General features: G+C 71.1%; 16 protein-coding genes. 10 read left to right on the plus strand and 6 right to left on the minus strand.

Annotated elements, in window-relative coordinates; genetic code table 11:
* Window positions 1-98 precede the first annotated feature (98 nt).
* The 4 genes from ligA to gatA all read left to right on the plus strand — a co-directional run bounded on the left by ligA (window position 99) and on the right by gatA (window position 6,332).
* Window positions 99-2,393: an NAD-dependent DNA ligase LigA gene (ligA, locus tag ACQ0O7_RS41250; protein WP_430791223.1), complete on the plus strand. Its 2,295-nt coding sequence runs from the start codon at window positions 99-101 to the stop codon at window positions 2,391-2,393.
* 125 nt (window positions 2,394-2,518) lie between these two features.
* Window positions 2,519-4,594: a putative bifunctional diguanylate cyclase/phosphodiesterase gene (locus tag ACQ0O7_RS41255; protein WP_430791225.1), complete on the plus strand. Its 2,076-nt coding sequence runs from the start codon at window positions 2,519-2,521 to the stop codon at window positions 4,592-4,594.
* A complete protein-coding gene (gatC, locus tag ACQ0O7_RS41260; RefSeq protein ID WP_430791227.1) occupies window positions 4,567-4,866 on the plus strand; it encodes an Asp-tRNA(Asn)/Glu-tRNA(Gln) amidotransferase subunit GatC in 300 nt (99 codons plus the stop codon). Before ACQ0O7_RS41255 ends, gatC begins: the two co-directional genes overlap by 28 nt.
* Window positions 4,867-4,868: 2 nt before the next feature.
* The gene (gene gatA / locus ACQ0O7_RS41265) at window positions 4,869-6,332 is read left to right on the plus strand and encodes an Asp-tRNA(Asn)/Glu-tRNA(Gln) amidotransferase subunit GatA (protein WP_430791229.1); all 1,464 of its coding nucleotides are present in this window, start codon (window positions 4,869-4,871) and stop codon (window positions 6,330-6,332) included.
* Window positions 6,333-6,354: 22 nt separating this feature from the next.
* Here the strand turns inward: gatA and ACQ0O7_RS41270 are convergent, their stop codons facing one another.
* Window positions 6,355-7,773 carry a M1 family metallopeptidase gene (locus ACQ0O7_RS41270; protein ID WP_430791231.1) on the minus strand — a complete coding sequence of 473 codons (1,419 nt, stop codon included), beginning with the start codon at window positions 7,771-7,773 and terminating at the stop codon, window positions 6,355-6,357.
* Window positions 7,774-7,881: 108 nt separating this feature from the next.
* On the opposite strand from ACQ0O7_RS41270, the gene gatB reads away from it, so the two are divergent.
* Window positions 7,882-9,381: an Asp-tRNA(Asn)/Glu-tRNA(Gln) amidotransferase subunit GatB gene (gene gatB / locus ACQ0O7_RS41275; protein ID WP_430791233.1), complete on the plus strand. Its 1,500-nt coding sequence runs from the start codon at window positions 7,882-7,884 to the stop codon at window positions 9,379-9,381.
* A gap of 406 nt (window positions 9,382-9,787) precedes the next feature.
* A complete protein-coding gene (locus ACQ0O7_RS41280; protein WP_430791235.1) occupies window positions 9,788-10,834 on the plus strand; it encodes a PPC domain-containing protein in 1,047 nt (348 codons plus the stop codon).
* Here ACQ0O7_RS41280 and ACQ0O7_RS41285 read toward each other — a convergent pair.
* The 3 genes from ACQ0O7_RS41285 to ACQ0O7_RS41295 form a co-directional block, all read right to left on the minus strand.
* The gene (locus ACQ0O7_RS41285) at window positions 10,818-12,425 is read right to left on the minus strand and encodes a metallophosphoesterase family protein (RefSeq protein ID WP_430791237.1); all 1,608 of its coding nucleotides are present in this window, start codon (window positions 12,423-12,425) and stop codon (window positions 10,818-10,820) included. The two genes, ACQ0O7_RS41280 and ACQ0O7_RS41285, sit on opposite strands and share 17 nt — an antisense overlap.
* A 93-nt stretch (window positions 12,426-12,518) precedes the next feature.
* Complete coding sequence (locus tag ACQ0O7_RS41290; protein ID WP_430791239.1) at window positions 12,519-13,655, minus strand: PQQ-dependent sugar dehydrogenase; 1,137 nt, start codon at window positions 13,653-13,655, stop codon at window positions 12,519-12,521.
* 82 nt (window positions 13,656-13,737) lie between these two features.
* Window positions 13,738-14,145: a PH domain-containing protein gene (locus ACQ0O7_RS41295; RefSeq protein ID WP_430791241.1), complete on the minus strand. Its 408-nt coding sequence runs from the start codon at window positions 14,143-14,145 to the stop codon at window positions 13,738-13,740.
* A gap of 234 nt (window positions 14,146-14,379) precedes the next feature.
* Between ACQ0O7_RS41295 and ACQ0O7_RS41300 the strand changes: the two genes are divergently transcribed.
* On the plus strand, window positions 14,380-16,890 hold the full coding sequence (locus ACQ0O7_RS41300; protein ID WP_430791243.1) for an EAL domain-containing protein: 2,511 nt from the start codon (window positions 14,380-14,382) through the stop codon (window positions 16,888-16,890).
* Here the strand turns inward: ACQ0O7_RS41300 and ACQ0O7_RS41305 are convergent.
* Window positions 16,878-17,900 (minus strand): LacI family DNA-binding transcriptional regulator, encoded by a 1,023-nt coding sequence (locus ACQ0O7_RS41305; protein ID WP_430791245.1) that lies wholly within the window; start codon window positions 17,898-17,900, stop codon window positions 16,878-16,880. The genes ACQ0O7_RS41300 and ACQ0O7_RS41305 overlap by 13 nt on opposite strands.
* Window positions 17,901-18,163: 263 nt before the next feature.
* On the opposite strand from ACQ0O7_RS41305, the gene ACQ0O7_RS41310 reads away from it, so the two are divergent.
* The 3 genes from ACQ0O7_RS41310 (at window position 18,164) to ACQ0O7_RS41320 (ending at window position 21,355) form a co-directional block, all read left to right on the plus strand.
* Entirely contained in the window at window positions 18,164-19,450 is a 1,287-nt protein-coding gene (locus ACQ0O7_RS41310) for an extracellular solute-binding protein (RefSeq protein ID WP_430791247.1), read from the plus strand.
* A 73-nt stretch (window positions 19,451-19,523) separates the two neighbouring features.
* Window positions 19,524-20,504 (plus strand): carbohydrate ABC transporter permease, encoded by a 981-nt coding sequence (locus ACQ0O7_RS41315; protein ID WP_430791249.1) that lies wholly within the window; start codon window positions 19,524-19,526, stop codon window positions 20,502-20,504.
* Between the two features lie 11 nt (window positions 20,505-20,515).
* The gene (locus ACQ0O7_RS41320) at window positions 20,516-21,355 is read left to right on the plus strand and encodes a carbohydrate ABC transporter permease (RefSeq protein WP_430791271.1); all 840 of its coding nucleotides are present in this window, start codon (window positions 20,516-20,518) and stop codon (window positions 21,353-21,355) included.
* A 199-nt stretch (window positions 21,356-21,554) separates the two neighbouring features.
* Here ACQ0O7_RS41320 and ilvD read toward each other — a convergent pair whose 3' ends face one another.
* Complete coding sequence (ilvD, locus tag ACQ0O7_RS41325; protein WP_430791251.1) at window positions 21,555-23,402, minus strand: dihydroxy-acid dehydratase; 1,848 nt, start codon at window positions 23,400-23,402, stop codon at window positions 21,555-21,557.
* Between the last annotated feature and the right edge of the window lie 2 nt (window positions 23,403-23,404).

Genomic DNA, 23,404 nt, shown 5'->3' on the forward strand with positions numbered 1-23,404 from the left:
TCCCGACCACCGCCGCGGGCGATGACCCGGCGCCGCGGGCTGCCGTTGCGGGCGATGACCCGGCGCCGCGGGCTGCTGTTGCAGGCGACGACCCAGCGTTGCGGGCTGCCGTTGCGGGTGACGACCCGGCGTTGCGGGCCGCGGCCCGGCACACCGAGCTGGCCGAGGAGATCCGCGAGCACCAGCACCGCTATTACGACGAAGAGGCGCCGATCATCTCGGACGCCGAGTTCGATCTGCTGCTGCGGGAGCTGGAGGCGCTGGAGGCCGAGTTCCCCGAGCTGCGGACGGCCGAGTCGCCGACGCAGATGGTGGGCGGCAACGTCTCCGGTGACTTCCCCAAGGTCGATCATCTCGAGCGGATGATGTCGCTGGACAACGTGTTCAACCTGGACGAGCTGGGCGCCTGGACCGAGCGGGCGGTGCGCGACGCGGGCGGTCCGGTGCGGTTCCTCTGCGAGCTGAAGATCGACGGGCTGGCGATCAATCTGACGTACGAGAAGGGTGTCCTGGTCCGGGCCGCGACCCGGGGCACCGGGCGCACCGGTGACGACGTGACGCCCAACGTGCGGACCATCGCCGGCATCCCGGAGCGGCTGGCCGGTGACGACGTGCCCGATCTGGTCGAGGTGCGGGGGGAGATCTACTTCCCGGCGGAGTCGTTCGCCGCGCTCAACGCGATGCTGGTGGAGCAGGGCAAACCGACGTATATGAACCCCCGCAACGCCGCCTCGGGCAGTCTGCGGCAGAAGGACGCGCAGGTCACCGCGTCGCGCGGGCTGGGCATGGTGGTGCACGGGCTGGGCGCGCGCGAGGGGTTCAGCCCGGCGTCGCAGGCGGAGGCCTATGCCGCGTTGCGGTCGTGGGGGCTGCCGGTCAGCGAGCGGTGGCGGCTGGTCGACGACCTGGCCGGGGTGGTCGAGTTCATCGAGTATTACGGGAAGCACCGGCACGACGTCGAGCACGACATCGACGGTGTGGTGGTGAAGGTGGACGACGTCGCCATTCAGGGGCGGCTGGGTTCGACGAGCCGGGCGCCGCGCTGGGCGATCGCTTTCAAGTACCCGCCGGAGGAGGTCACCACCAAGCTGCTGGACATCGCGGTGAACACCGGGCGGACCGGCCGGGTCACGCCGTACGCGGTGCTGGAGCCGGTGACGGTGGCCGGGTCGGAGGTCGAGTTCGCCACCCTGCACAACGCGCAGGAGGTGGTGCGCAAGGGTGTGCTGATCGGCGACACGGTGGTGTTGCGCAAGGCCGGTGACGTGATCCCGGAGATCCTCGGCCCGGTGCTGGATCTGCGGCCGGCCGACGCGCGGGCGTTCGTGATGCCGACCGAGTGCCCGGACTGCGGCACCACGCTGGCGCCGGCGAAGGAGGGCGACATCGACATCCGGTGCCCGAATTCGCAGTTCTGTGTGGGGCAGCGGCGGGAGCGGCTGACCTACATCGGGCAGCGCAACGTTCTCGACATCGGCGTGCTGGGGGAGAAGTCGGCGCGTGCGCTGATCGACTCGGGGGTGCTGTTCGACGAGGGTGACCTGTTCACGCTGACCGCCGACGACCTGCTGCGGGCGCCGTTCTTCGTGAAGAAGGACGGGACGCTCGGGGCGAATGCGGAGAAGATGCTGGCCAGTCTGGCCGAGGCGAAGGGCCGGCCGCTGGCCCGGATCCTGCGGGCGCTGTCGATCCGGCATGTCGGGCCGACGGCGGCGGAGGCGCTCGCCCTGGAGTACCTGACGATGGAGGCGATCGAGGAGATCGTCGCGCGGACGGCGGCGCTGCCCGAGGTCGAGGCGCTGGTGCCGGCGGTCACCGAGGAACCGGACGAAGCGGAGGCGCCGACGGCGGCGGAGGTGGCGGCGCCGGAAGAAAAGGCGCCCGAAGAAAAGGCGCCGGAAGAAAAGGCGCCGGAAGAGAAGGCGCCGGAGGAGGCGGCTCCGGTCGTCAAGCGGAAGGTCAAGGTGATCGACCCGCTGGCCGAGGTGGACGGGGTCGGCCCAATCATCGCGGAGAGCCTGCGGGAGTGGTTCGCCGTCGACTGGCACCGGGAGATCGTCGCGAAGTGGCGGGCGGCCGGGGTGCGGATGGCCGACGAGCGGGTGGAGACCGGCCCGCGCACGCTGGACGGCCTGACCGTGGTGGTGACCGGCACCCTGGCCGGGTTCACCCGGGATCGGGCGGCCGCCGAGATCACCTCCCGGGGTGGCAAGGTGAGCGGCTCGGTGTCGAAGAAGACCGGCTTCGTGGTGGTCGGGGAGAACCCGGGCAGCAAGTACGACAAGGCGATGGCGCTGAAGGTGCCGGTGCTGGACGAGGCCGGGTTCGCGGTGCTGCTCGCGGAGGGGCCGGAGGCGGCCCGCGCGGTGGCGGAGACCGTCCCGAACGGGTGAAACGTCGCGGATCGCACGTCTAGCGGGTCAATGCCTCACAACAACGTATAGGTGGATTAGGGCAAAAGATCCCATATGGATCTATGGTGTATGCGACCGGTGATCGAGGCCATCGTGGAGGTCGCATGGATGCCGTTCGCCCATGTCCGGCCGGCTCGCGTCACCGGCGCACCGTCATCGTCACCACCGTGCCGGCCGCCGTCACCGCGGTCGTGCTGCTGTGGCTGAGCGGCGCCCTGAGCGGTGACCTGCCCGCCGCCTTCTGGATGACGGCACTGCTCGCCGTGCTGGTCGACGCCCGGCCCTACCTGGTCCCCGGGCGCCGGGCCAGCGCGGTGGTCCTGCCCTCGATCAGCTTCACTTTCGCGATCGCGCTGGCCTGGGGCGCCGCCCCGGCCATCGCGGTCCAGCTGGTGGCGGTGGCGGTCGCCGGGGTCCGGCTGCGGCACTCGCTACGCCGTACCCTCCATCTGGGACTGCAGCACACCGCCGCGCTGGCCGCCGCCGCGGCCGTCGCCGGTGCCGCGTCGCTGCGGCTCGACGACGGCCCCGGCTGGTGGGACACCGTCCTGATCTGCGCGGCCGCGGTGTCCTGGATCGTCGCCCGGTACGCGATCGCCGGCCTGGTCCGCGGTCTGACCACCGACGGCCGGCCCCCGGCCCGGCGCCGGCGCGGGCACGCCGACCTGCTGGCCACCTCGGCCCTGCTGCTGCTCGGCCCGGTGGTGCTGGTGGCCGCCGGAGCCAGCCCGGCCCTGCTGCCGCTGGCCCTGCTCGCCCTGCACGCCGTGCACCGGATGGTCCGCTGGGCGGGCGAGTCCGAGCGGGCGTCCCGCTTCGACGCGCTGACCGGCCTGCCGAACCGGCGCACCCTCCAGGCGGTGATGGCCGAGCGGGCCCCGGACCGGCGGCGGGCACTGCTGCTGCTCGACCTGGACCGGTTCCGCGCGGTCAACGACGCCCTCGGGCACGGGGCCGGCGACCGGCTGCTGACCCGGGTCGCCGACCGGCTGACCGCCGTGGTGCCGGCCCACGACCTGGTGGTACGGCTGGGCGGTGACGAGTTCGCGGTGCTCGCCACCCGGGTGGAGGATCCGGCGTCGGCCCGCCGGATCGCCGAACATCTGGCCGAGGCGTTCAGCCGCCCGTTCCCGCTGGACGGCACCCCGGTCGAGCTGAGCGCCTCGATCGGGATAGCACTCCAGTCCGGCCGGCGCGACGGCAGCACCCTGCTGCGCGAGGCGGAGTCGGCGATGTACGAGGCGAAACAGCGCGGCGACCAGATGGCGGTGCACGGGCCGGGTGCCGCCGAGCACACCCCGGACCGGCTGACCCTGGTGGCCGACCTGCGGGACGCGCTGCGCCACGACCCGCCCGGCGACGGGATAGTCCTCTACTACCAGCCGCAGATCGCCATCGCGACCGGCGAGGTGGTCGGTGTCGAGGCGCTGCTGCGCTGGCGGCACCCGCGCCGCGGCATGGTCGGGCCGGCGGAACTGCTCCGGGCCGCCGAGCCGACCCCGGTGATGCGGCTGCTCACCGCCCGGGTGCTGGAGGAGGTGGTGGCCCAGCTGGCCCGCTGGCGGGACGACCGCAGGCCGTTGCGGGCCGCGGTCAACGTCAGCGCCCGGGACCTGCACGCCGGTGACATCGCCGACCGGGTCGGTGAACTGCTGCGGAGGTACGCCGTACCGGCGGAGATGTTGCAGTTGGAAATCACCGAGAGCGCGCTGATGGCCGACCCGCACCGGGTCCTGGAGACCACCACCCGGCTGAACCGGATGGGTGTCGCCATCTCCCTCGACGACTTCGGCACCGGCTACTCGTCGCTGCAGCACCTGCGCCGGCTGCCGCTCACCGAAGTCAAGATCGACAGGTCGTTCGTGCTGGGCATGGCCACCGACGCCGGTGACGCCGCGATCGTACGATCGGTGGTCGGTCTCGCCGAATCCCTCGGCCTGCGGGCCGTCGCCGAAGGTGTGGAGGACGAGGTGACCTGGCGGTTGCTCGCCGCGGCCGGCTGTCACACCGCGCAGGGATGGTTCCACGCCCGCCCGATGCCGGCCGCCGATCTCGCCGATTGGCTGGGACGGTACCGCCCGGTCCGACCCGGGAATCGCGGCGAAATAGACTCTGCAAGCACAGTCAAAACGTCAAGTGATGAGGGGGCAGGATGGCCGCCATCTCCCGCGAAGAGGTAGCGCACCTGGCGCGCCTGTCGCGGCTCGCCGTGACCGACGAGGAGCTGGACCGATTCGCGGGTCAGCTCGACGTGATCCTGCAGTCGGTCGCCCGAGTCGGTGAGGTGGCCGCGGACGACATTCCGCCGACCTCGCACTCGGTGCCGTTGACCAACGTCTACCGCGAGGACGTCCCCACCGAGAGCCTGGCCCAGGACGCCGCGCTCTCCGGTGCGCCGGACGCGTACGAGGGCCGTTTCCGGGTGCCGCGCATCCTGGACGAGGAGGACTGATCGTGAGCGACCTGACCAGGCTCTCCGCCGCTTCACTCGCCGGGCTGATCGCCAAGAAGGAGGTGTCCGCCGTCGAGGTGGCCACCGCCCACCTGGACCGGATCGCCGCCGTGGACGAACGCGTCCACGCCTTCCTGCACGTCGACCGGGAGGGCGCGCTCGACGCCGCGGCCGCCGTCGACCGGGGCGAGATCACCGGCCCGCTGGCCGGTGTGCCGATCGCCGTCAAGGACGTGGTGACCACCAAGGGTGTGCCCACCACGGCCGCCTCGAAGATCCTCGAAGGCTGGAAGCCGCCGTACGACGCGACCATCGTCGAGCGGCTCAAGCGGGCCGGCATGCCGATCCTCGGCAAGACCAACATGGACGAGTTCGCGATGGGCTCCTCCACCGAGTACAGCGCGTACGGCCCCACCAACAACCCGTGGGATCTGGGCCGCATCCCCGGCGGCTCGGGCGGTGGCTCGGCGGCGGCGATCGCGGCCTACGAGGCCCCGCTCGCGATCGGCACCGACACCGGCGGTTCGATCCGCCAGCCCGGCGCGGTCACCGGCACCGTCGGCGCCAAGCCGACCTACGGCGGCACCTCCCGGTACGGCCTGATCGCCTTCTCGTCCTCGCTGGACACCCCCGGCCCCTGCGGCCGGACCGTCGAGGACACCGCCCTGCTGCACGCGGTGATCGCCGGCCACGACCCGCGCGACTCCACCTCGATCAACCAGCCGGTGCCGGACGTGGTGGCCGCCGCCCGCCTGGGCGCCACCGGTGACCTGACCGGCGTCAAGCTGGGCGTGGTCAAGGAGTTCGCCGGCGACGGCGCCGAGCCCGGTGTCCTGGCCTCGTTCCGGGAGTCGCTGGAGGCGCTGGTCAAGCTGGGCGCCGAGATCGTCGAGATCTCCTGCCCCAACTTCCAGTACGCGCTGCCCGCCTACTACCTGATCGCCCCCAGCGAGGCCTCATCCAACCTGGCCCGCTTCGACGGCGTCCGGTACGGCCTGCGCACCGGCGACGACGGCAGCCGCTCCCTGGAGGAGGTCATGTCGCTGACCCGCGAGGCCGGCTTCGGCCCCGAGGTGAAGCGCCGGATCATCCTCGGCACCTACGCCCTGTCGTCGGGTTACTACGACGCCTACTACGGCCAGGCGCAGAAGGTCCGCACGCTGATCACCCGGGACTTCCAGGCCGCGTTCGAGAAGGTCGACGTGCTGGTCTCGCCGACCACCCCGTTCGTCGCGTTCCCGTTCGGTTCGCGCACCTCGGACCCGTACCAGATGTACCTGGCCGACCTGTTCACCATCCCGACGAACCTGTACGGCGGCCCGGCCATCTCGGTCCCGTGCGGTCTCTCCGAGGGCCTGCCGGTCGGCTTCCAGGTGATGGCCCCCACGATGGCCGACGACCGGATGTACCGGGTCGCCGCCGCCCTGGAGTCCGCCGTCGGCACCTTCACCCCGCCGGCTCTCTGAGACACCCTCGCCGACGACCCCGTCACTTCGGGGTCGTCGGCGAGTCCAGCCAGGTGTTGATCAGGGTGGTGTGGTCCTCGCCGGTGTGGGTGTTGACGAAGGAGATGAAACCGGCCCGGTCCTGGCTCCGGTCGCGGTTGTCGGCGGCCCACGCGGTGGCCAGCGCGAAGAACCTCTCGTCGCCCAGTCTCTCGTGGATCTCGCGGAGCATCGCCGCCGGGCACAGGTAGACGTTGCTCTCGGCGAAGGTGCCGGCCTTCGGCCTGCCGGGCGGGCCCACCGACTCGCGCAGTTCGGCGTCCCGGCGGCGCAGGTAGCTCTCCAGGTAGTCGTCGTCGAAGCCGTACAGCTTCTGCTCGTACAGGTATTGGAGGTAGGTCGCCCAGCCCTCGCTGAGCCACAGATCGGTCCACGTCGACGGGGTGACCGCGTTGCCGAACCACTGGTGGGCGTACTCGTGGATGAGGACCGCCTCGAAGTACTCCAGGTCGGCCTCGCGGAACGCGCCCCGGCCCATGCTCAGCATCTGCTGGGTCTCCATGGCCGAGACCGAGTCGTTCATCAAGACCCCGGCCGTGGGGTACGGGTACCGGCCCAGCCGCTTCTCCAGCCAGCTCAGCAACTCGGGGGTGCGCTTGAGCACCGGAAGGTACCGGTCGTCGGTCTCGTCCCGGACGAAGTTGGTGATCGGCAGCCCGTTCGGCCCGCTCAGCTCGATCCTCCGGTACCTGTCGACGGAGAGGGTGGTCACGTAGGCGGCCACCGGATCGGCGCTGCTGTAGTGGTAGGTGCCGCCCTCCACCGGGCCGGGTGTGCCGCTCGCGGCCGCCGTCCAGCCGCGTGGCACGGTGACCGCCAGGTCGTAGAGCGCCTCGTCGGACGGGTGTTCGTTCACCGGGTACCAGGTGAGCGCGCCCCACGGCTCCTGCATGGTCCAGAGCGTGCCGTCCCGGCCCGCCCGCATGCCGATGCCCTCGGAGGCGTCGCCGCGGTGGGACGGCATCGCCACCTGCTCCGGGGTGCCGTGGTAGGCGACCGCGAGGGTGACCGGCCGGTCGGCGGTGACCGGGGCGGGCACCACCAGTTTGCCGCCGGTCACCTCGCCGGTGGCCGCGGCGCCGTCGAGGAGCACCCGGTCGACGGTGAGCCCGGTGAAGTCCAGCTTGATCTCCGGGGCGTCGGTGACCGGCCGGATCCGCAGGGTGGCCAGGCCGGTGAGCACCCTGGTGGTGGGCTGCCAGTCCAGTTCGAGCCGGTAGTGCAGCACGTCCAGGCCGGGGTTGCCCTTCTCCGGGTAGAGCGGGTCGGCGACCGGTGTGGACCGGCCGGCGGCCCACACGCCGTAGTCGACGGTGGCGGACGGTGCCGGGGCCGGCGGGGTGGGGGAGGGCGTACATCCGGCGGTCAGGAGGACGGCGGCGACGGCGGTCGTACGGCGCATGTCCTAGATCTTCCCCGGCACGGGCAAACCCGGCGGCGCTTCGTCAGACCGGGCGACTAGGCTTGGTCTCTGTCCGCATCGACGTCCCAAAGCCGGAGCCGCACGCACATGACGACCATCGCGCTGCCGTCCTACGAAGACGCCACCAGCCGTTACGAGCCGGTCATCGGCCTGGAGACGCACGTCGAGCTGGGCACCAGGACGAAGATGTTCTGTGGTTGCAAGACCGATTTCGGCGCCGAGCCGAATACGCAGGTCTGCCCGGTGTGCCTGGCCCTGCCCGGCGCGCTGCCGGTGATGAACGGCGCGGCCATCGAGGCGACGATCCGGATCGGCCTGGCGCTGAACTGTGACATCGCGCAGTGGTGCCGGATGGCCCGGAAGAACTACTTCTATCCGGACATGCCGAAGAACTTCCAGACTTCGCAGTACGACGAGCCGCTCTGCGTCGACGGTTACGTCGATGTCGTGGTGGACGGCAAGGAGTACCGGGTCGAGATCGAGCGGGTGCACATCGAGGAGGACACCGGCAAGACCCTGCACGTGGGCGGGGCCACCGGTCGCATCCACGGCGCCACCGAGTCGCTGGTCGACTACAACCGGGCCGGCATCCCGCTGGTCGAGATCGTCACCAAGCCGGTGCCGGGTCTCGGCGACAAGGCGCCCGAGATCGCCAAGGCCTATGTGGCCGAGCTGCGTGACATCATCCGCTCGCTGGACGTCTCGGACGTCCGGATGGAGCAGGGTTCGATGCGCTGCGACGTCAACACCTCGCTGAACAAGCCGGGCGAGGAGTGGGGCACCCGCACCGAGACGAAGAACGTGAACTCGCTCCGGTCGGTGGAGCGCGCCGTCCGCTCCGAGATCATCCGGCAGGCCGCCCTGCTCGACCAGGGCACCCGGATCTTCCAGGAGACCCGGCACTTCCAGGAGACCACCGGCGACACCCGGCCGGGCCGGTCCAAGGAGACCGCCACCGACTACCGCTACTTCCCGGAGCCCGATCTGGTGCCGATCGCGCCGGACACCGCGTGGGTGGCGCAGCTGAAGACGCAGCTGCCGGAGAAGCCGAGCGTGAAGCGGGCCCGGCTGCGTGAGGAGTGGGGCATCTCCGAGGTGGAGATGCAGTCCGCGTCGAACGCCGGGGCGATCGAGCTGATCGAGGCGACCATCGCGGCCGGCGCGTCCCCGGCGGGTGCCCGCAAGTGGTGGCTGGGTGAGCTGGCCCGCCGGTCCAATGAGCTGGGCATCGAGCTGACTGAGGTGGGTGCCACCCCGGCCCAGGTCGCCGCCCTGCAGAAACTGGTCGACGACGGCAAGCTGAACGACAAGCTGGCCCGTCAGGTGCTGGAGGGTGTGGTGGCCGGCGAGGGTGACCCGGCTGCGGTGATGTCCGCCCGCGGGCTGGAGGTCGTCTCGGACACCGGCGCCCTGCAGAAGGCGGTGGACGAGGCCATCGAGGCCAACCCGGACATCGCGGCGAAGATCCGGGACGGCAAGGTGGCGGCGGCGGGTGCGCTGGTGGGCGCGGTCATGAAGACCACGCGGGGCCAGGCGGACGCCAAGACGGTCCGCGACCTGATCCTCTCCCGGTTGGGCGCCGCCTGATCATTTTCGGTACGAGGTAGGCGCCCGGTCCCGCTCGTGCGGCTCCGGGCGCCGCTGTTTTCGTGGACCGGTTGCGGCATTCCGGCGCCCCCGCGCCCGTCCTGCGTCCTGTTTCCTTCTGTTTCCGGCGGTCTGCTCCCGGCGGGCGTGGGTGGATTTTCTGATTTGCCACTATTTACCCGGCGCGGTGGCATAGCCTGCCACGATGGCAGCTCATTCCGGTAGTCGGCGGTGGGCAGCCGCCGCCCTGTTCACGGCATCACTCCTGGCCCCGGCGGCCCCGGCGACGGCAGCGGAGCGAGGCACCGCCGACCCCGCGACGGGAGCGACGCAAGCCTCCGCCTCCGTGACGGGATCGCGGGAGGTCTCCGCCTCCGTGACGGGATCGCGGGAGGTCTCCGCCTCCGTGACGGGATCGCGGGAGGTCTCCGCCTCCGCGGCGGGATCGCGGGAGGCCGAAGCCGTCGCCGGTCCCGGGACCGGCGATCCGGAGCCGGCCGGTAAGGACAAACCGCTCACCGTCGGCGGCCCGGGGATCCTGCTCGATCTCGCCGGGCCGGGCAGCGCGCGCTTCGAGGCCGCCGCCGGCCAGCGACTGTCCGTGCTGGCCCGCCGGAAGACGCTGACCGCGACCGACAACACCGACCTGGTGATCCGCCGGGACGGTGCGGCGGTGGCCGAGGGCACCCTGATCACCACCTGGTCCGACGTCACCGTCGACTTCACCGCGCCGGCCGCCGGCACCTACACGGTCGAGGTCACCCCGCGCGCAGCCGACCGCGGCACCGTGCTGGTGAGCCTGGCCGGCGCGACGACCGGCACGCTCGCACCGGGCGGCGCGTCGAAACGGGTCACCATCGGCAAGCCGGGCGAGCGGGCCTTCCTGACCTTCGAGGCCGCGGCCGGCCGGGAGCTGACCCTGGTGGCACGGCGCGGCTCGCTGCCCCGGGACGAGTACACCCACCTGGAGGTCCGGGACGCCGCCGGCCGGGTGGAGACGGCGGGCGCGGTCGGGTACGAGGCCGGCTACCGCACCCTGGACTTCGTCACCACCGCGGCCGGCCGGCACACCGTCGAGATCAACCCGGACACCGCGCACACCGGCACACTGACCGTCCAGCTGGTCGGTACGGTCACCGCCGAACTGACCCCGGCCGAGCCCGTCCGGCTCACCCTGACCCGGCCGGGCGAGCGCGCCCACGTCACGTTCCCGGCGGTCGAGGGGGAGCAGTTCCAGCTGACCGCACGCCGGGACACCCTGACCAGCGGCGAACAGACCCACCTGCGGCTGCGCACCCCGGCCGGCCTGGAGGTGGCCGACGGCGCCCTGACCTCGGCGAAACCGAGCGTGACGCTGCCGTTCAGCTCGTCGGCCGGAACCTACACCCTGGAGGTCGACCCGGAGGGCCTGGACACCGGTTCGGTGGAACTGACGCTCACGAGGCTCCGATGACCGACGGGGTGGGGGTGGGCTCGGGTTCCGGCTCCGGTTCCAGGCCGACCACCTTGCGCTGCATCTCGACGTTGGACTGGCCGGTGCCGCCGAGCCGGATGTCGTCGTACGCCTTCAGTTCCCGGTTCTCGTCGAAGTAGAGCACCGACAGGCTGAGCGGGGTCGGCTCCTCCTTCTCCAGCCCGCGCAGCCCGGCGCCGCCGGTGGAGCCCTCCACCATCAGGCGGGTGGCGATCGGCGGGGTGGCCACCGCGGCGGCCGACGGGGACGGCGGGAGTGCGGCGGACGCCGACGGGCCGGGTTCGACCGGGGTGGGCGCTGGCAGCATCTGCACCGACCGGCGGTGCTGGTGCCCGGCCAGGACCAGCGGCACCAGCCCGGACAGCGGCTGCGCCATCGCCGGGTCGTGCACCAGGGCGATGTCGACCGGCTTGCCGGCGTCGCGGATGGTCTGGGCGAGCTTCTCACCGGCCGCGGTGTGCAGCTCGGGGCCGGCGTTGTCGCCGGCCTGGTTGGTCTCGCTCTTGTCCGGGGTGAACGCCGGGTCGCCGATCCCGGCGATGGTCAGCCCGTCGATCTCGGTGAGCCCGTCGTCGAGGACGATCGCGTTGCTCTGCCGGCCGATGGCGGCCTGGATGGCCGTCGAGTCGTGGTTGCCGCGGACGTAGATGTACGGCACCTGGATCGACGGGATGGACGCGACGTAGGAGGTCTCGGCGCTGCTGCCCCAGTCGACGATGTCACCGGTGTCGATCACCGCGTCGATCTCGAAGGTCTCCACCACGGTCCGGATCAGGCCCCAGGACGCCGGGTTGAGATGCAGGTCGGAGACGTGCAGCAGACGTGTGGTGTTGCCGGCCGGCTCGTAGACGGGCAGGGCCGAGATGGTCGAGTAGACCCGGCTCACGTTGCCGAGGATGGCCTGCAGCTGCTCGGCGTACTTGCCGTAGTTGTCGGCGATCCGCCGGGCGTCACCGACCACGGCGGGCGCGTTGATCAGCAGCCCCTCATATCGCGGCTCACTGATCGAATCCGGTCGCAGGGTGCCCGCGGCCAGGCCCAGGCTGCCGCCGGTGACGACCAGCGCGGTGAGCCCGGCCGCCGCGGTGCGCCGCATGTCACGGAAGGCCAGCGCGCCCAGCAGCAGCCCGCCGGCCACGGCCAGGCCGAGCGCCCGCAGCGCCAGCTGGGTGACCCCGGAGACCACCTCCTCGGCGGCCCGGTCCCCGGCGGTGGTGATCGCCGTCGGGTTGTCGATCAGCGCCTCGGTCCGGCTCTGGTCCAGCGAACCCAGCGCGACCCGCAGGTGGACCGGCCCACGATGGCTGTCCAGGTGCAGGGACCCGAGCGGTGGGATGTCGATCTCGGTGCCGCCGGCCGTCGACGGCGCCACCGACATCTCGGCGCTGAACGGGCCGACGTTGAGATCGGCGCGGGCGAACAGCATCACCCCGATCATCGCGCCGGTGATCCCGGTCAGGCCGACGGCGACCGCCACCCGGACACGGCGGGACCACCGGTGCCGGAACACCCGGCCGGCCAGGTCAGCAGCGGAACTCAGACGGCGCAGCCACAGGGGTCGTTCTCGCATCATCGGGGCCTCACCTGCCCGATCGTGCCCGGAACGAAACGGCGGATCGTCGAAAACCGGCCCCGCCACGCCGGGGGATGCTCCTCATCGCGGTCAACTCCGGCCGGCGCCACCGTCGGAGAAGACCAGACGGATGATGCGGTCGTCCTCCGGGCTGGGCTCGCCGGGATCCTCCTGGTTGGAGGTGGACACCCAGAACGAGCCGTCCGGGGCGGTGGCCAGGGCCCGCAGCCGGCCGAACTCGCCGGCCAGCAGCTCCTGCGGGCTGCCCAGCACGGTGCCACCGGCGGTGACGTTGAGCAGCTGCAGTTTCTCGCCGAGCACACACGCGGTGGCCACCATGGTCTCCAGCACGCCGACCCCGGCGCACGAGGAGCTGTCCGACGGCCAGGCGACGATCGGGTCGGCCAGCTTGGGGTCGGTGCCCTTGCCGTCGGCTTTCGGCCAGCCGTAGTTCTTGCCCTTCTGAATCACGTTCAGCTCGGAGTTCAGTGGCTGGCCGCGGTCGGTGGCATACATCCGTTTCGACTGGTCCCAGGCCAGGCCCTGGACGTTGCGGTGGCCGGACGACCAGACCACCGACTTGGCCGGATTGCCCGGCGCCGGCTTGCCCGCCGTGGTCAGGCGCAGGATCTTGCCGCCCAGATTCTTCGGATCGGGGGCCAGGGTGCCCTCCGGGCTGCCGTCGCCGGTGCCCGCATACAGAAAACCGTCCGGGCCGAAGGCCAGCGCGCCGCCGTTGGACTGGCCCGAGCGCGGGATCCCGGTCAGGATCGGCACCAGCGGATCGTCACCGGCCAGCTTGCCGATGCGGTTGTCACGCTCGGTGGAGTAATACACATACAGAGTTTGATCGGTCTTGTAGTCCGGGGAGACGGCGACGCCGAGCAGACCGCCGTCACCGGACGCGCGGACCTCGTTGAGCCGCCGCATCTCGGTGACCTTGAGCCCGCTGGCGGTCGACTCGGGCCCGACCCGCAGGATCCGGCCGGTGTCACGCTCGGTGACCACGGCGGCGCCATCCGGGAGGAAGGCCATCCCCCACGGCACCTCGAGATTCTTGGCCAGCACGGTGATCGCCACCTGGCGCTCCCCGTCGTCACCACCGGCGGTCGGCGCGGCGGACGGCCGTGGCAGGTTGGGCGGGGAACCGGCCTGATCGGGGCCGGGCGGACCGAAGCTGCACCCCGCGGTCAGCGAGAGCGCGGCCACGGTGAGAACAGCGCCCAACCGGCTCCTGCGCGAGAGCACGACCAGACCACCTCCTTCGGCTATGCCGACCAGGGTAGCCGCGCGCTGTGACAGAACCGGCTCAATGATCAGCGGCCGGCGCCGGGGCGTCGCCGTCGGCCGGCGCCTCGGCCAGGATGCCGGTGGCCGACAACACCAGTGGCAGGTTGTCCCGGGTCACCCCGGTGAGCCGGATGACGTTGCCGTTGTCGAGCAGCGCCGAGACCCGGCCACGCGCGTCCGGAGCCATCTCGGTGATCCGGCTGAACGGGATCCGGGGGCCGCCGATCAGGGCGCGGACGTGCAGATGATCGCGGTACACATCGGTGCCGGAGCGCCACGCCCAGACCATGATGACGAACGGGATCAGCAGGATCGGGCTGAGCGCCGGGACGGAGCCGACGAGGGGGACGCCGCCGACCAGCGCGATCAACGCGGCGACCGGGACGGCGCCGGACTTGCGGACGCGGAGGACGGGACGACTGCTCACCCGCCCATCCTCCCACCTGCCCCGGACGCCGGCGGGGCGAGGTTCGGTGTGGTTGATCGCGGGGGGAGCGAGGTGCCACCCCGAACCTCGGTTGACCGTCACCGTGCGATGACAGATCGTGGATGCCGACACGCCGCACCGTAACCCGTTCCGGGGACCGTCGTTGACCCGGTGCAGTAATCCCCAGTGCCGTCGGACCCTGACCGGAGATCCCGAAAGCATGAGGACTCGTCGATGATCGCCGTGCTGCTGTTGACCGGTGCCGTGGGCCTGACGCCCGCCCCGGCCGCGCTGGCCTGGACGGTCGGCACCGCAGGTCTGTGCGCGGGTGCCGTCCTGATCCGGGCCGCGCTGGCGATCCACCGGGCCGAGCACTCCTTCGCCGCCTGCCGGGGCGCCGGCTTCATCGGCCTGGGCGCGCTGGCCACCGGGCTGACCGGGCTGGTCCCGTGGCTGCTGCCGGAGCACCGGATCGCCGGGCTCACCATCGGGCTGGGCGTGGTGGCGTGCTGTTTCGTGCTGGGCACGTCGTTGCTGCCGGGGGCGGCGCGTGGCTGGGTGGTCCGGCTGCGCCGGGCGTACGACGGTGTCGGTCTGGGGGTCAGTCTCGGTTTCGCGATCCATCTGATGCCCGCGGCGGCGGACCGCCCGCGCCTGGTGCCGGCCCTGCTGATCGCCGCCGGCGGGGTGGCCGTGGTGACCGTGATGGTGCTGCGGGCGCGTCCCCGGCCGCCGGCCGCGCTGTGGTGCGGGGCGGGCACGGTGCTGACCATGCTGTCGCTGACCGCCCTGGTCCTGGCCCCGCCCGGTCCGCTCACGATGCCGGCCGGCCTCGGTGTGGTGGCCGGTCTGGCCGCCGCGGCCGCCGCCGGCTCCCGCCGGGATCTGCCGCCGCCGGTGCCGGAGCCCCGCCACCCGGATCAGTACCTGGCCAGCTATCCGCTGCTGGCGGTTCCGGCCGCGGTCGGGGTGATCGCCGCGGTGTGGCATCTGCTGACCGTCCGGGAGTTCGGCACCGAGGCGGTCATCTTCGGTCTGCTGATGGTCAGTGTGCTGGTCACCCGGGAGCTGCTGGTGGTCCGGGACATCCGCCGGTACGCCGGCCGGCTGCGGGTCGCCGAGGCGCACTTCCGGTCGCTGGTGGCCGGCGCCACCGATCTGACCCTGGTGCTGGACGAGCGGCTCACCGTGCGCTGGCAGTCCCCGGCGGCGGCCCGGCTGTTCGGGTTGCGGGACGAGGAGGTGCTGGGCCGCCAGTTCCGGGAGCTGATCCATCCGGAGGACGCCGCGGACGCCCAGGCGGTGATCGGCGCGGTGCTGGCCGGTGAGCCGGAGGGTGGCCCGCCGGTGCTGCTCAGCGCCCGGTTGCGGGACGGTGCCCGGCTCTGGCGGGAGACCGAGTCGACGATCGCGGACCAGCGTGGGGTGCCCGAGGTGGCGGCGCTCGTGGTGCACGTGCGGGACGTCGGCGAGCGGCGCCACCTGGAGCGCACGCTGCACCGGCTCTCCTTCCTGGATCAGCTGACCGGGCTGGCGAACCGGCGGGCGCTGATGCGGGATCTGCTCTCCTGGCGCCGCCGGGCCGGTCAGCGCGGCACCCTGCTGGTGATCGACCTGCACGGGCTGGCCGAGATCAACGACAGCCGGGGCCGGGAGGTCGGCGACGCGGTGCTGATCGAGGTGGCCCGGCGGCTGCGCACCCTGGTCGGCGAACGGGATGTGGCCGGCCGGCTCGGCGGCGACGAGTTCGCGGTGCTCACCGGTGAGTCGGCGGTTCCGGCGTACGCCCTGGCCAGCCGGATCGTGACGGCCCTCGGTGAGCCGTACTCACTGCCCGGCGCGACGGTCGACCTGCACACCAGCGTGGGTCTGGCGGAACTGGCCGGGGCCGCCGACTCCGACGAGGTGCTGCGGTTCGCCGACCTGGCCCGGCAGCGGGCCCGTCAGCTGGGCCGGGACCGGGTCGAGTGGTACGACCCGGACGTCGAGATCCAGCTGCACCGCCGGATGGAGCTGGAACAGCAGCTGCTCGGCGCCGCCGACCGGGGCGAGCTGGACCTGGTCTTCCAGCCGGTGACGGCGCTGGCCGACGGCCGGCCGGCCGGGGTGGAGGCGCTGCTGCGCTGGCGGCATCCGGGCCTGGGCACGATCATGCCGGCCGAGATCCTGCCGATCGCGGCGGCGATCGGCCTCACCGCCGCGCTGGACGAGTGGGTGCTCGACGAGGCCTGCCGCACCCTGGCCGGCTGGGCCGGCGAGGAGGTCTGGCTGTCGGTGAACGTGGGGCCGCGGGAGCTGCTCACCGCCCGGTTCCCGGAGCGGGTCACGGCCATCCTGGACAAGCACGGGCTGGACCCGGAACGGCTGGTCGTCGAGGTGGCCGAGACGTGGATCGCCGAGGACGTGCCGGCCATCGTGGCCGCGCTGGCCGGGCTGCGCCGGCTCGGGGTGCGGGCGGCGCTGGACGACTTCGGCGCCGGGCAGACCTCACTGTCGCATCTGCGCCGGCTGCCGGTGGACATGCTGAAGCTGAGCCCGTCGCTGGCCGGGAACACCTCGGTGGTCGAGGTGGTGGTCAGTCTGGGCCGCCGGCTGGGCCTGGACGTGGTGGCCAAGGGGCTGGAGACGGCCGGGCAGGCCGAGGCGGCGCTGCGGTCCGGCTGCCGGTTCGGGCAGGGGTTCGGGCTGGGCCGTCCGGGGCCGGCCGAGCGGGTCGAGGCGTACCTGGAGAGTCACAGGTCCTGACGGGGTGGCGCGGTGCTGCCGCGCGGGGTGAGATGCGCCCGGCCGGCCTCCACGTTGCCCACCCGCTTGCCGTCGATGGCGGCCAGCAGCTCCCGGGCGGCCTGCGCGCCGTAGGCGGAGATGTCCCGGCTGAGGGCGGTGAGCGGCGGGTGCACCAGGCTGCACAGTGGCGAGTCGTCCCAGGCCACGATGGACAGGTCACCGGGGACGGACAGCCCCATCTCCTGGGCCACGGCCAGCCCGGCGACCGCCATCACGTCGTTGTCGTAGATGATCGCGGTGGGCCGGTCGCCGCCGATCAGCAGGCGCCGGGTGGCCCGGCTGCCCTCCTCGCCGGTGTAGTCGGCCGGGATGGTGAGGGCGTGGTCCAGCCCGAGCGCGGCGCAGACCGCCTCGAAGGCCTTCGTCCGGTTCTGCGTGTGCAGCAGGTCGGCGACGCCGCTGACCCGGGCGATCCGGTGGTGGCCGAGGGCGACCAGGTAGCGCACCGCCTCGGTGATCGCGCCGGCGTCGTCGGACCAGATCTGCGCGATCGGCCCGGTGTCACCGGGGCCGCCGATCACCACGGCGGGCAGCTGGAGCTGCTGCAGGACCGGGATCCGGATGTCGTCCTCACGGATGTCGGTGACGATCACCCCGTCGATCCGGCGCTCGCCCCACCAGCGGCGGTAGACCTCCACCTCCTGCTCGGGGGTGGCCACCACCTGAAGGGTCAGCGCATACGACTCGGCGCCCAGCTCGGCCTCGAAACCGCTGATCAGGCCCATGAACCAGGGCTCGATGCCGAGGATCCGGGCAGGCCGGCAGAGGGTCAGGCCGACGGCACGGGCGCGGGCGCCGGACAGCGCGCGGGCCGCGCTGTTGGCGTTGAACCCGATCTCCTGGGCGATGGACAGGATCCGTTTCCGGGTCGCCTCGGAGACACCTGGCTGGCCGTTGAGCGCGTAGGACACGGCGCCCTTGGACACGCCCGCCCGCCGTGCGATGTCGGCGATCGTGGGCCGCTTCACTCGATCTCCTCTGTCCCCACTGACGCCGAGCTTATCGGTCCCGGGGTGCGGGCTGGTCGCACTCCCTGGGCGCCTTAACAAAGCTTGATCGGTTAAGTGTTACGGCACACATCGAGACATGTAAACCCACTGTCCGTTTAATCCGCCTTGAGTAGGGATGGGAGCGCGCCCGTAACCTCCTATTGACATGGCTGAAAGCCAGGCTTACGGTTCCCCCAACTTACCCGGTTCAGTGATGTGGATCTCCTTGCGGAGGAAATGACATGGATTTCTCGCGACGTCGCGCCCTGCGCGTGGGCGCCGCCGGGCTGGTCGCCGCCCTGGCGATCACCGGTTGCAGTGGCCAGGCCCTGGAGGGCAACAAGGACTCCGGCGGCGCCGCCGGCGACGTCACCCTGAAGGTCAACTTCTGGGGTGACATGGGCCTGGACGCGCTCAAGGCCAAGTACGAGGCGGCCAACCCCGGTGTCAAGATCGTCCTGAACTCGGGCGAGTACAACGCCCAGCACGAGGACCTGCAGAAGAAGCTGGTCGCCGGCTCCGGCGCGCCGGACATCTCGGCGGTCGACGAGGGCTTCATCGTCCAGTTCCGCAGCCAGGCCGACCAGTTCGTGAACCTGTCCGAGAAGGGCGCCGCCTCGCTCGAGGCGAAGTACCTGCCCTGGAAGTGGAAGGCCTCGCAGTCCCCCGACGGCAAGCAGATCGGTCTCGGCACCGACGTCGGCGGTCTGGCCATGTGCTACCGCACCGACCTGTTCAAGGAAGCCGGCCTGCCCACCGAGCGCGACGAGGTCTCCAAGCTCTGGACGACCTGGGACCAGTTCATCGAGACCGGTAAGACGTACACCTCGAAGACCGGCAAGAAGTTCGTCGACTCGGCCACCAACCTGTTCAACCCGGTCCTCTCGCAGGCCCCGGTCGGCTTCTACAACGAGCAGGAACAGCTCCAGATGGACGGCGGCCCGAAGGCCGGCTTCGATGTGGCGATGAAGGCGATCGACGCCGGCATCTCCGCCAACCTGGCCAGCTTCCAGCCGAACTGGGACCAGGGCTTCAAGAAGGACCAGTTCGCCGTGCTCGCCTGCCCGGCGTGGATGCTCGGCCACATCCAGACCACCGCGCCCGACCAGAAGGGCAAGTGGGACATCGCCGCGGTGCCCGGCGGCGGCGGCAACTGGGGCGGCTCCTGGTGGACCATCCCCAGCCAGGGCAAGAACGTGGACGCCGCGTACAAGTTCGTCGAGTGGCTGATCCAGCCCGAGCAGCAGATCGAGGTCTTCAAGACGGTCGGCAACCTGCCGTCGCAGCCCGACCTGTACAAGGACCCGGCCGTTCTGGACTACAAGAAGGACTTCTTCACCAACGCCCCGACCGGGCAGATCTTCGCCGCCGGCGCTGCCAACCTGCAGCCGCAGTACCTCGGCAAGAAGAACGGCCCGACCCGCGTCGCCGTGGAGAACGTGATCAACCGCGTCGGCCAGGGCAAGTTGAAGTCCGCTGAGGCCTGGGCCGAGGCCGTCAAGGAGGCCGAGAAGGCCGCGAGCTCCTGACCCATCCCGAAAAAGCGGCGGGGCGGCGCACTCTGGCCGTCCCGCCGTCCGGCCCTTCTTAGGAGTTAGTCCCGTGGCCCTCACCGACGTACGCGTCGCGCGCACCGAGGAGCCGAAGCACGCGCCGCCGAACCGCGCGAAGTTCTGGCTCTACCGTTTCGACACCAAGACCGTGCCCTACCTGCTGATCGCGCCGTTCTTCGTGCTCTTCGCGATCTTCGGGCTGTTTCCGATCATCTTCAACGGCATCGTGGCGCTGCGTAACTGGCGGCTAGACGAACCGACGCTCACCGGCTGGGCCGGGGCGGACAACTTCACCAAGCTGCTGAGCGACTCCGACTTCTGGGACGCTCTGATCAACACGTTCGGCATCTTCATCCTCTCCACCGTGCCGCAGCTGCTGATCGCCCTGATCATCGCCAACCTGCTGAACCGCAAACTGCGCGGCGCGACCTTCTGGCGGATCGGCATCCTGCTGCCGTACGTCACCCCGGTCGCCGCCTCCACCCTGGTCTTCGCGATCTTCTTCAGCCGCGACTACGGCATGGCCAACTGGCTCCTCTCCCTGGTCGGATTCGGTCAGGAGCAGCCGCTGGACTGGCGGGCCTCGACCTGGAGCAGCTGGATCGCCATCGCCACCATGGTCAACTGGAAGTGGATCGGCTACAACGCGCTGCTCTACCTGTCCGCGATGCAGGCCATCCCGAAGGACGTCTACGAGGCCGCCGCGGTCGACGGCGCCGGCCCGTGGAAGCAGCTGTGGCGGATCACAGTGCCGATGATCCAGCCGGTGGTGCTGTTCACCGTCATCCTCTCCACCATCGGCGGGCTCCAGCTGTTCAGCGAGCCGATGCTGTTCGACGAGAACCCGGCCCTGGCCAACGGCGGATACGACCACCAGTACCGCACCATCGCGCAGCTCATCTACAAGGTCGGCTGGCGTGACCTCAACCTCGGATACGCGGCCGCCATGAGCTGGGCGCTGTTCCTGATCATCCTGATCGTGGCCGCCGTCAACGCGCTCGCCACCCGGCGCCTGGGAGGCGGAAAGTGAGCACCCGCCTGTTGAGCCGCGCGCCCCAGGACACTCCCGGCACGTGGAAGTCGTACCTCGGGCTGACCGCGATCCTGCTGGTGTCGGCGTTCCCGGTCTACTGGATGTTCGTCATCGCGACGAGCACCGACGAGGCCGTGATGAGCTCGCCGCCGTCGGTGATCCCCGGCTCGAACCTGATGACGAACCTCTCCGAGGTCTTCGGCATGCAGGACGTCTACTTCACCGCGTCGCTGATCAACAGCCTGATCGTGGCCGTCACGGTCACCGCGGCGACACTGTTCTTCTGCTCGCTGGCCGGGTTCGCCTTCGCCAAGCTGCGGTTCAAGGGCAACAACGTCCTGATGTTCATCGTCATCCTGACGTTGACCGTGCCCAACCAGCTCGGCGTCGTCGCCCTCTACATCCTGATGGGCAAGCTGGGCTGGAACGGACAGCTCCTCGCGGTCATCGCCCCCGGCCTGGTCAGCGCGTTCGGCGTCTTCTACATGCGCCAGTTCATCGCGCACGCCATCCCCGACGAGCTGATCGAGGCGGCCCGGATCGACGGCGCCCTCACCCTGCGGATCTACTGGACCGTGGTGGTCCCGGCGATCCGCCCGGCCCTCGCCGTCCTCGGCCTGCTCACCTTCGTGGCCACCTGGAACGACTTCCAGTGGCCGCTGATCACGCTGAACGGCACCGACTTCCCGACCTCGATGGTCGCCCTGTCCGACCTGGCCAGCGGCAACTACGTGGTCTACCGCCGGGTCCTGGCCGGTGCCTTCGTGGCCACCGTCCCGCTGGTGATCCTGCTGCTGCTCGGCGGTCGCCAGCTGGTCCGCGGGATCATGGAGGGCGCGCTCAAATAGCAGATGGATTCCGGTCACGGTCCGCCCGCCACTCCCGGCAGGCGGGCCGTTTCCACACCCGCTTGCCGGTACGCCGCGCCGCGCGCGTGCCGAGCTACGGCGCGATTCGGACCGTTGTGCGGCACGCGGGAGGGCGTTTCCCGGTGTGTGCCGCGTTGTGGTGCGGGTCGGACCGCAACGCGGCACACGAAGTGGGCGGTTACTCGGGGACGCGGCGGTACGCGCCGTCGCTGGCGGCCGTCGCCATCGAGGCGTAGGCGCGCAGCGCGGCCGACACCGGGCGCTGACGGTCCACCGGCGTGTACGGCTTGGGCCGCCGCTCCTGCTCGTGCCGGCGCTGGGCCAGCACGTCGTCGTGGACGTTGAGCGTGATGCTCCGGCCGGGGATGTCGATGGTGATCTCGTCACCGGTCTCCACCAGCGCGATCAGGCCGCCGCCGGCCGCCTCCGGGGAGACGTGCCCGATGGACAGGCCGGACGTGCCACCGGAGAACCGGCCGTCGGTGATCAGCGCGCACGCCTTGCCCAGCCCGCGGCCCTTCAGGAACGACGTCGGGTAGAGCATCTCCTGCATGCCGGGGCCACCACGGGGCCCCTCGTACCGGATGATCACCACGTCGCCCTCGACGACCTCCTTGCCGAGGATGCCGGTGACCGCGTCGTCCTGGGACTCGTAGACCCGGGCCGGGCCGGTGAACTTCCAGATCGACTCGTCGACACCGGCGGTCTTGACCACGCAGCCGTCCGGGGCCAGGTTGCCGAAGAGGATGGCCAGACCACCATCGACGGTGTACGCGTGCTCCACCGACCGGATGCAGCCGCCCTCGGCGTCGGTGTCGAGCGTGGCCCAGCGGTTCCGCGTCGAGAACGCCTCGGTGGTGCGCACCCCGCCGGGCGCGGCGTGGAACAACTCCAGCGCCTCGGCGGACGGCGACGCGGCCCGGATGTCCCACTTGTCGAGCCAGGAGGTCAGATCGGGGGAGTGGATCGCCCGCACGCCGGTCTTCAGGACACCGCCGCGGTGCAGCTCACCGAGCAGGGCGGGGATGCCGCCGGCCCGGTGCACGTCCTCCATGTGGTATTTCGGGCTGTTCGGCGCGACCTTCGACAGGCAGGGCACCCGCCGCGAGATGGCGTCGATGTCGGAGACGCTGAAGTCCAGCTCGGCCTCGCGGGCCGCGGCCAGCAGGTGCAGGATCGTGTTGGTCGAGCCGCCCATCGCCACGTCCAGGGCCACCGCGTTCTCGAAGGCGTCCCGGCCGGCGATGGAGCGCGGCAGCACCGACTCGTCGTCGTTGTCGTAGTACTCCTTGGCGATCTGCACGATCAGCCGGCCGGCCTCGATGAAGAGGTCCTTGCGGGAGGCGTGGGTGGCCAGGGTCGAGCCGTTGCCGGGCAGCGACAGGCCGATCGCCTCGGTCAGGCAGTTCATCGAGTTGGCGGTGAACATGCCGGAGCAGGAGCCGCAGGTCGGGCAGGCGGACCGCTCGATGGTGTCCAGCTGCTGGTCGGTGACGTTGTCGTTGGCGGCGGCGCTCATCGCGTCGACCAGGTCCAGCTTCTCGTGGACGATGCCCTCGATGGCGATCGTCTTGCCGGCCTCCATCGGGCCGCCGGAGACGAACACGGTCGGGATGTTGAGCCGCAGCGCGGCGATCAGCATGCCGGGGGTGATCTTGTCGCAGTTCGAGATACAGACCAGGGCGTCGGCGCAGTGCGCGTTCACCATGTATTCCACCGCGTCGGCGATCAGCTCGCGGCTGGGCAGCGAGTAGAGCATGCCGCCGTGGCCCATCGCGATGCCGTCGTCGACGGCGATCGTGTTGAACTCGCGCCCGACCCCACCGGCCTCGGCGATCGAGTCGGCGACCAGGCCTCCGAGGTCCTTGAGGTGCACATGCCCCGGTACGAACTGGGTGTAGCTGTTGGCGATGGCGACGATCGGCTTGCCGAAGTCGGAGTCGGTCATGCCGGTGGCGCGCCATAGGGCGCGCGCGCCGGCCATCGTCCGACCGTGTGTAGAGGTCCGGGAGCGCAGCTCAGGCATGT

The sequence above is a fragment of the Actinoplanes sp. G11-F43 genome, assembly GCF_050589265.1.
Taxonomy (GTDB): domain Bacteria; phylum Actinomycetota; class Actinomycetes; order Mycobacteriales; family Micromonosporaceae; genus Actinoplanes.

Bases quoted from the DNA above. Each gene is read 5' to 3' on its own strand.
- gatB (WP_430791233.1), top strand. From the start codon at position 7,882: ATGACGACCATCGCGCTGCCGTCCTACGAAGACGCCACCAGCCGTTAC.
- gatC (WP_430791227.1), top strand. From the start codon at position 4,567: ATGGCCGCCATCTCCCGCGAAGAGGTAGCGCACCTGGCGCGCCTGTCG.
- ACQ0O7_RS41270 (WP_430791231.1), bottom strand. From the start codon at position 7,773: ATGCGCCGTACGACCGCCGTCGCCGCCGTCCTCCTGACCGCCGGATGT.
- ACQ0O7_RS41255 (WP_430791225.1), top strand. From the start codon at position 2,519: ATGGATGCCGTTCGCCCATGTCCGGCCGGCTCGCGTCACCGGCGCACC.
- ilvD (WP_430791251.1), bottom strand. From the start codon at position 23,402: ATGCCTGAGCTGCGCTCCCGGACCTCTACACACGGTCGGACGATGGCC.
- ACQ0O7_RS41285 (WP_430791237.1), bottom strand. From the start codon at position 12,425: ATGCGAGAACGACCCCTGTGGCTGCGCCGTCTGAGTTCCGCTGCTGAC.
- ACQ0O7_RS41310 (WP_430791247.1), top strand. From the start codon at position 18,164: ATGGATTTCTCGCGACGTCGCGCCCTGCGCGTGGGCGCCGCCGGGCTG.
- ACQ0O7_RS41300 (WP_430791243.1), top strand. From the start codon at position 14,380: ATGATCGCCGTGCTGCTGTTGACCGGTGCCGTGGGCCTGACGCCCGCC.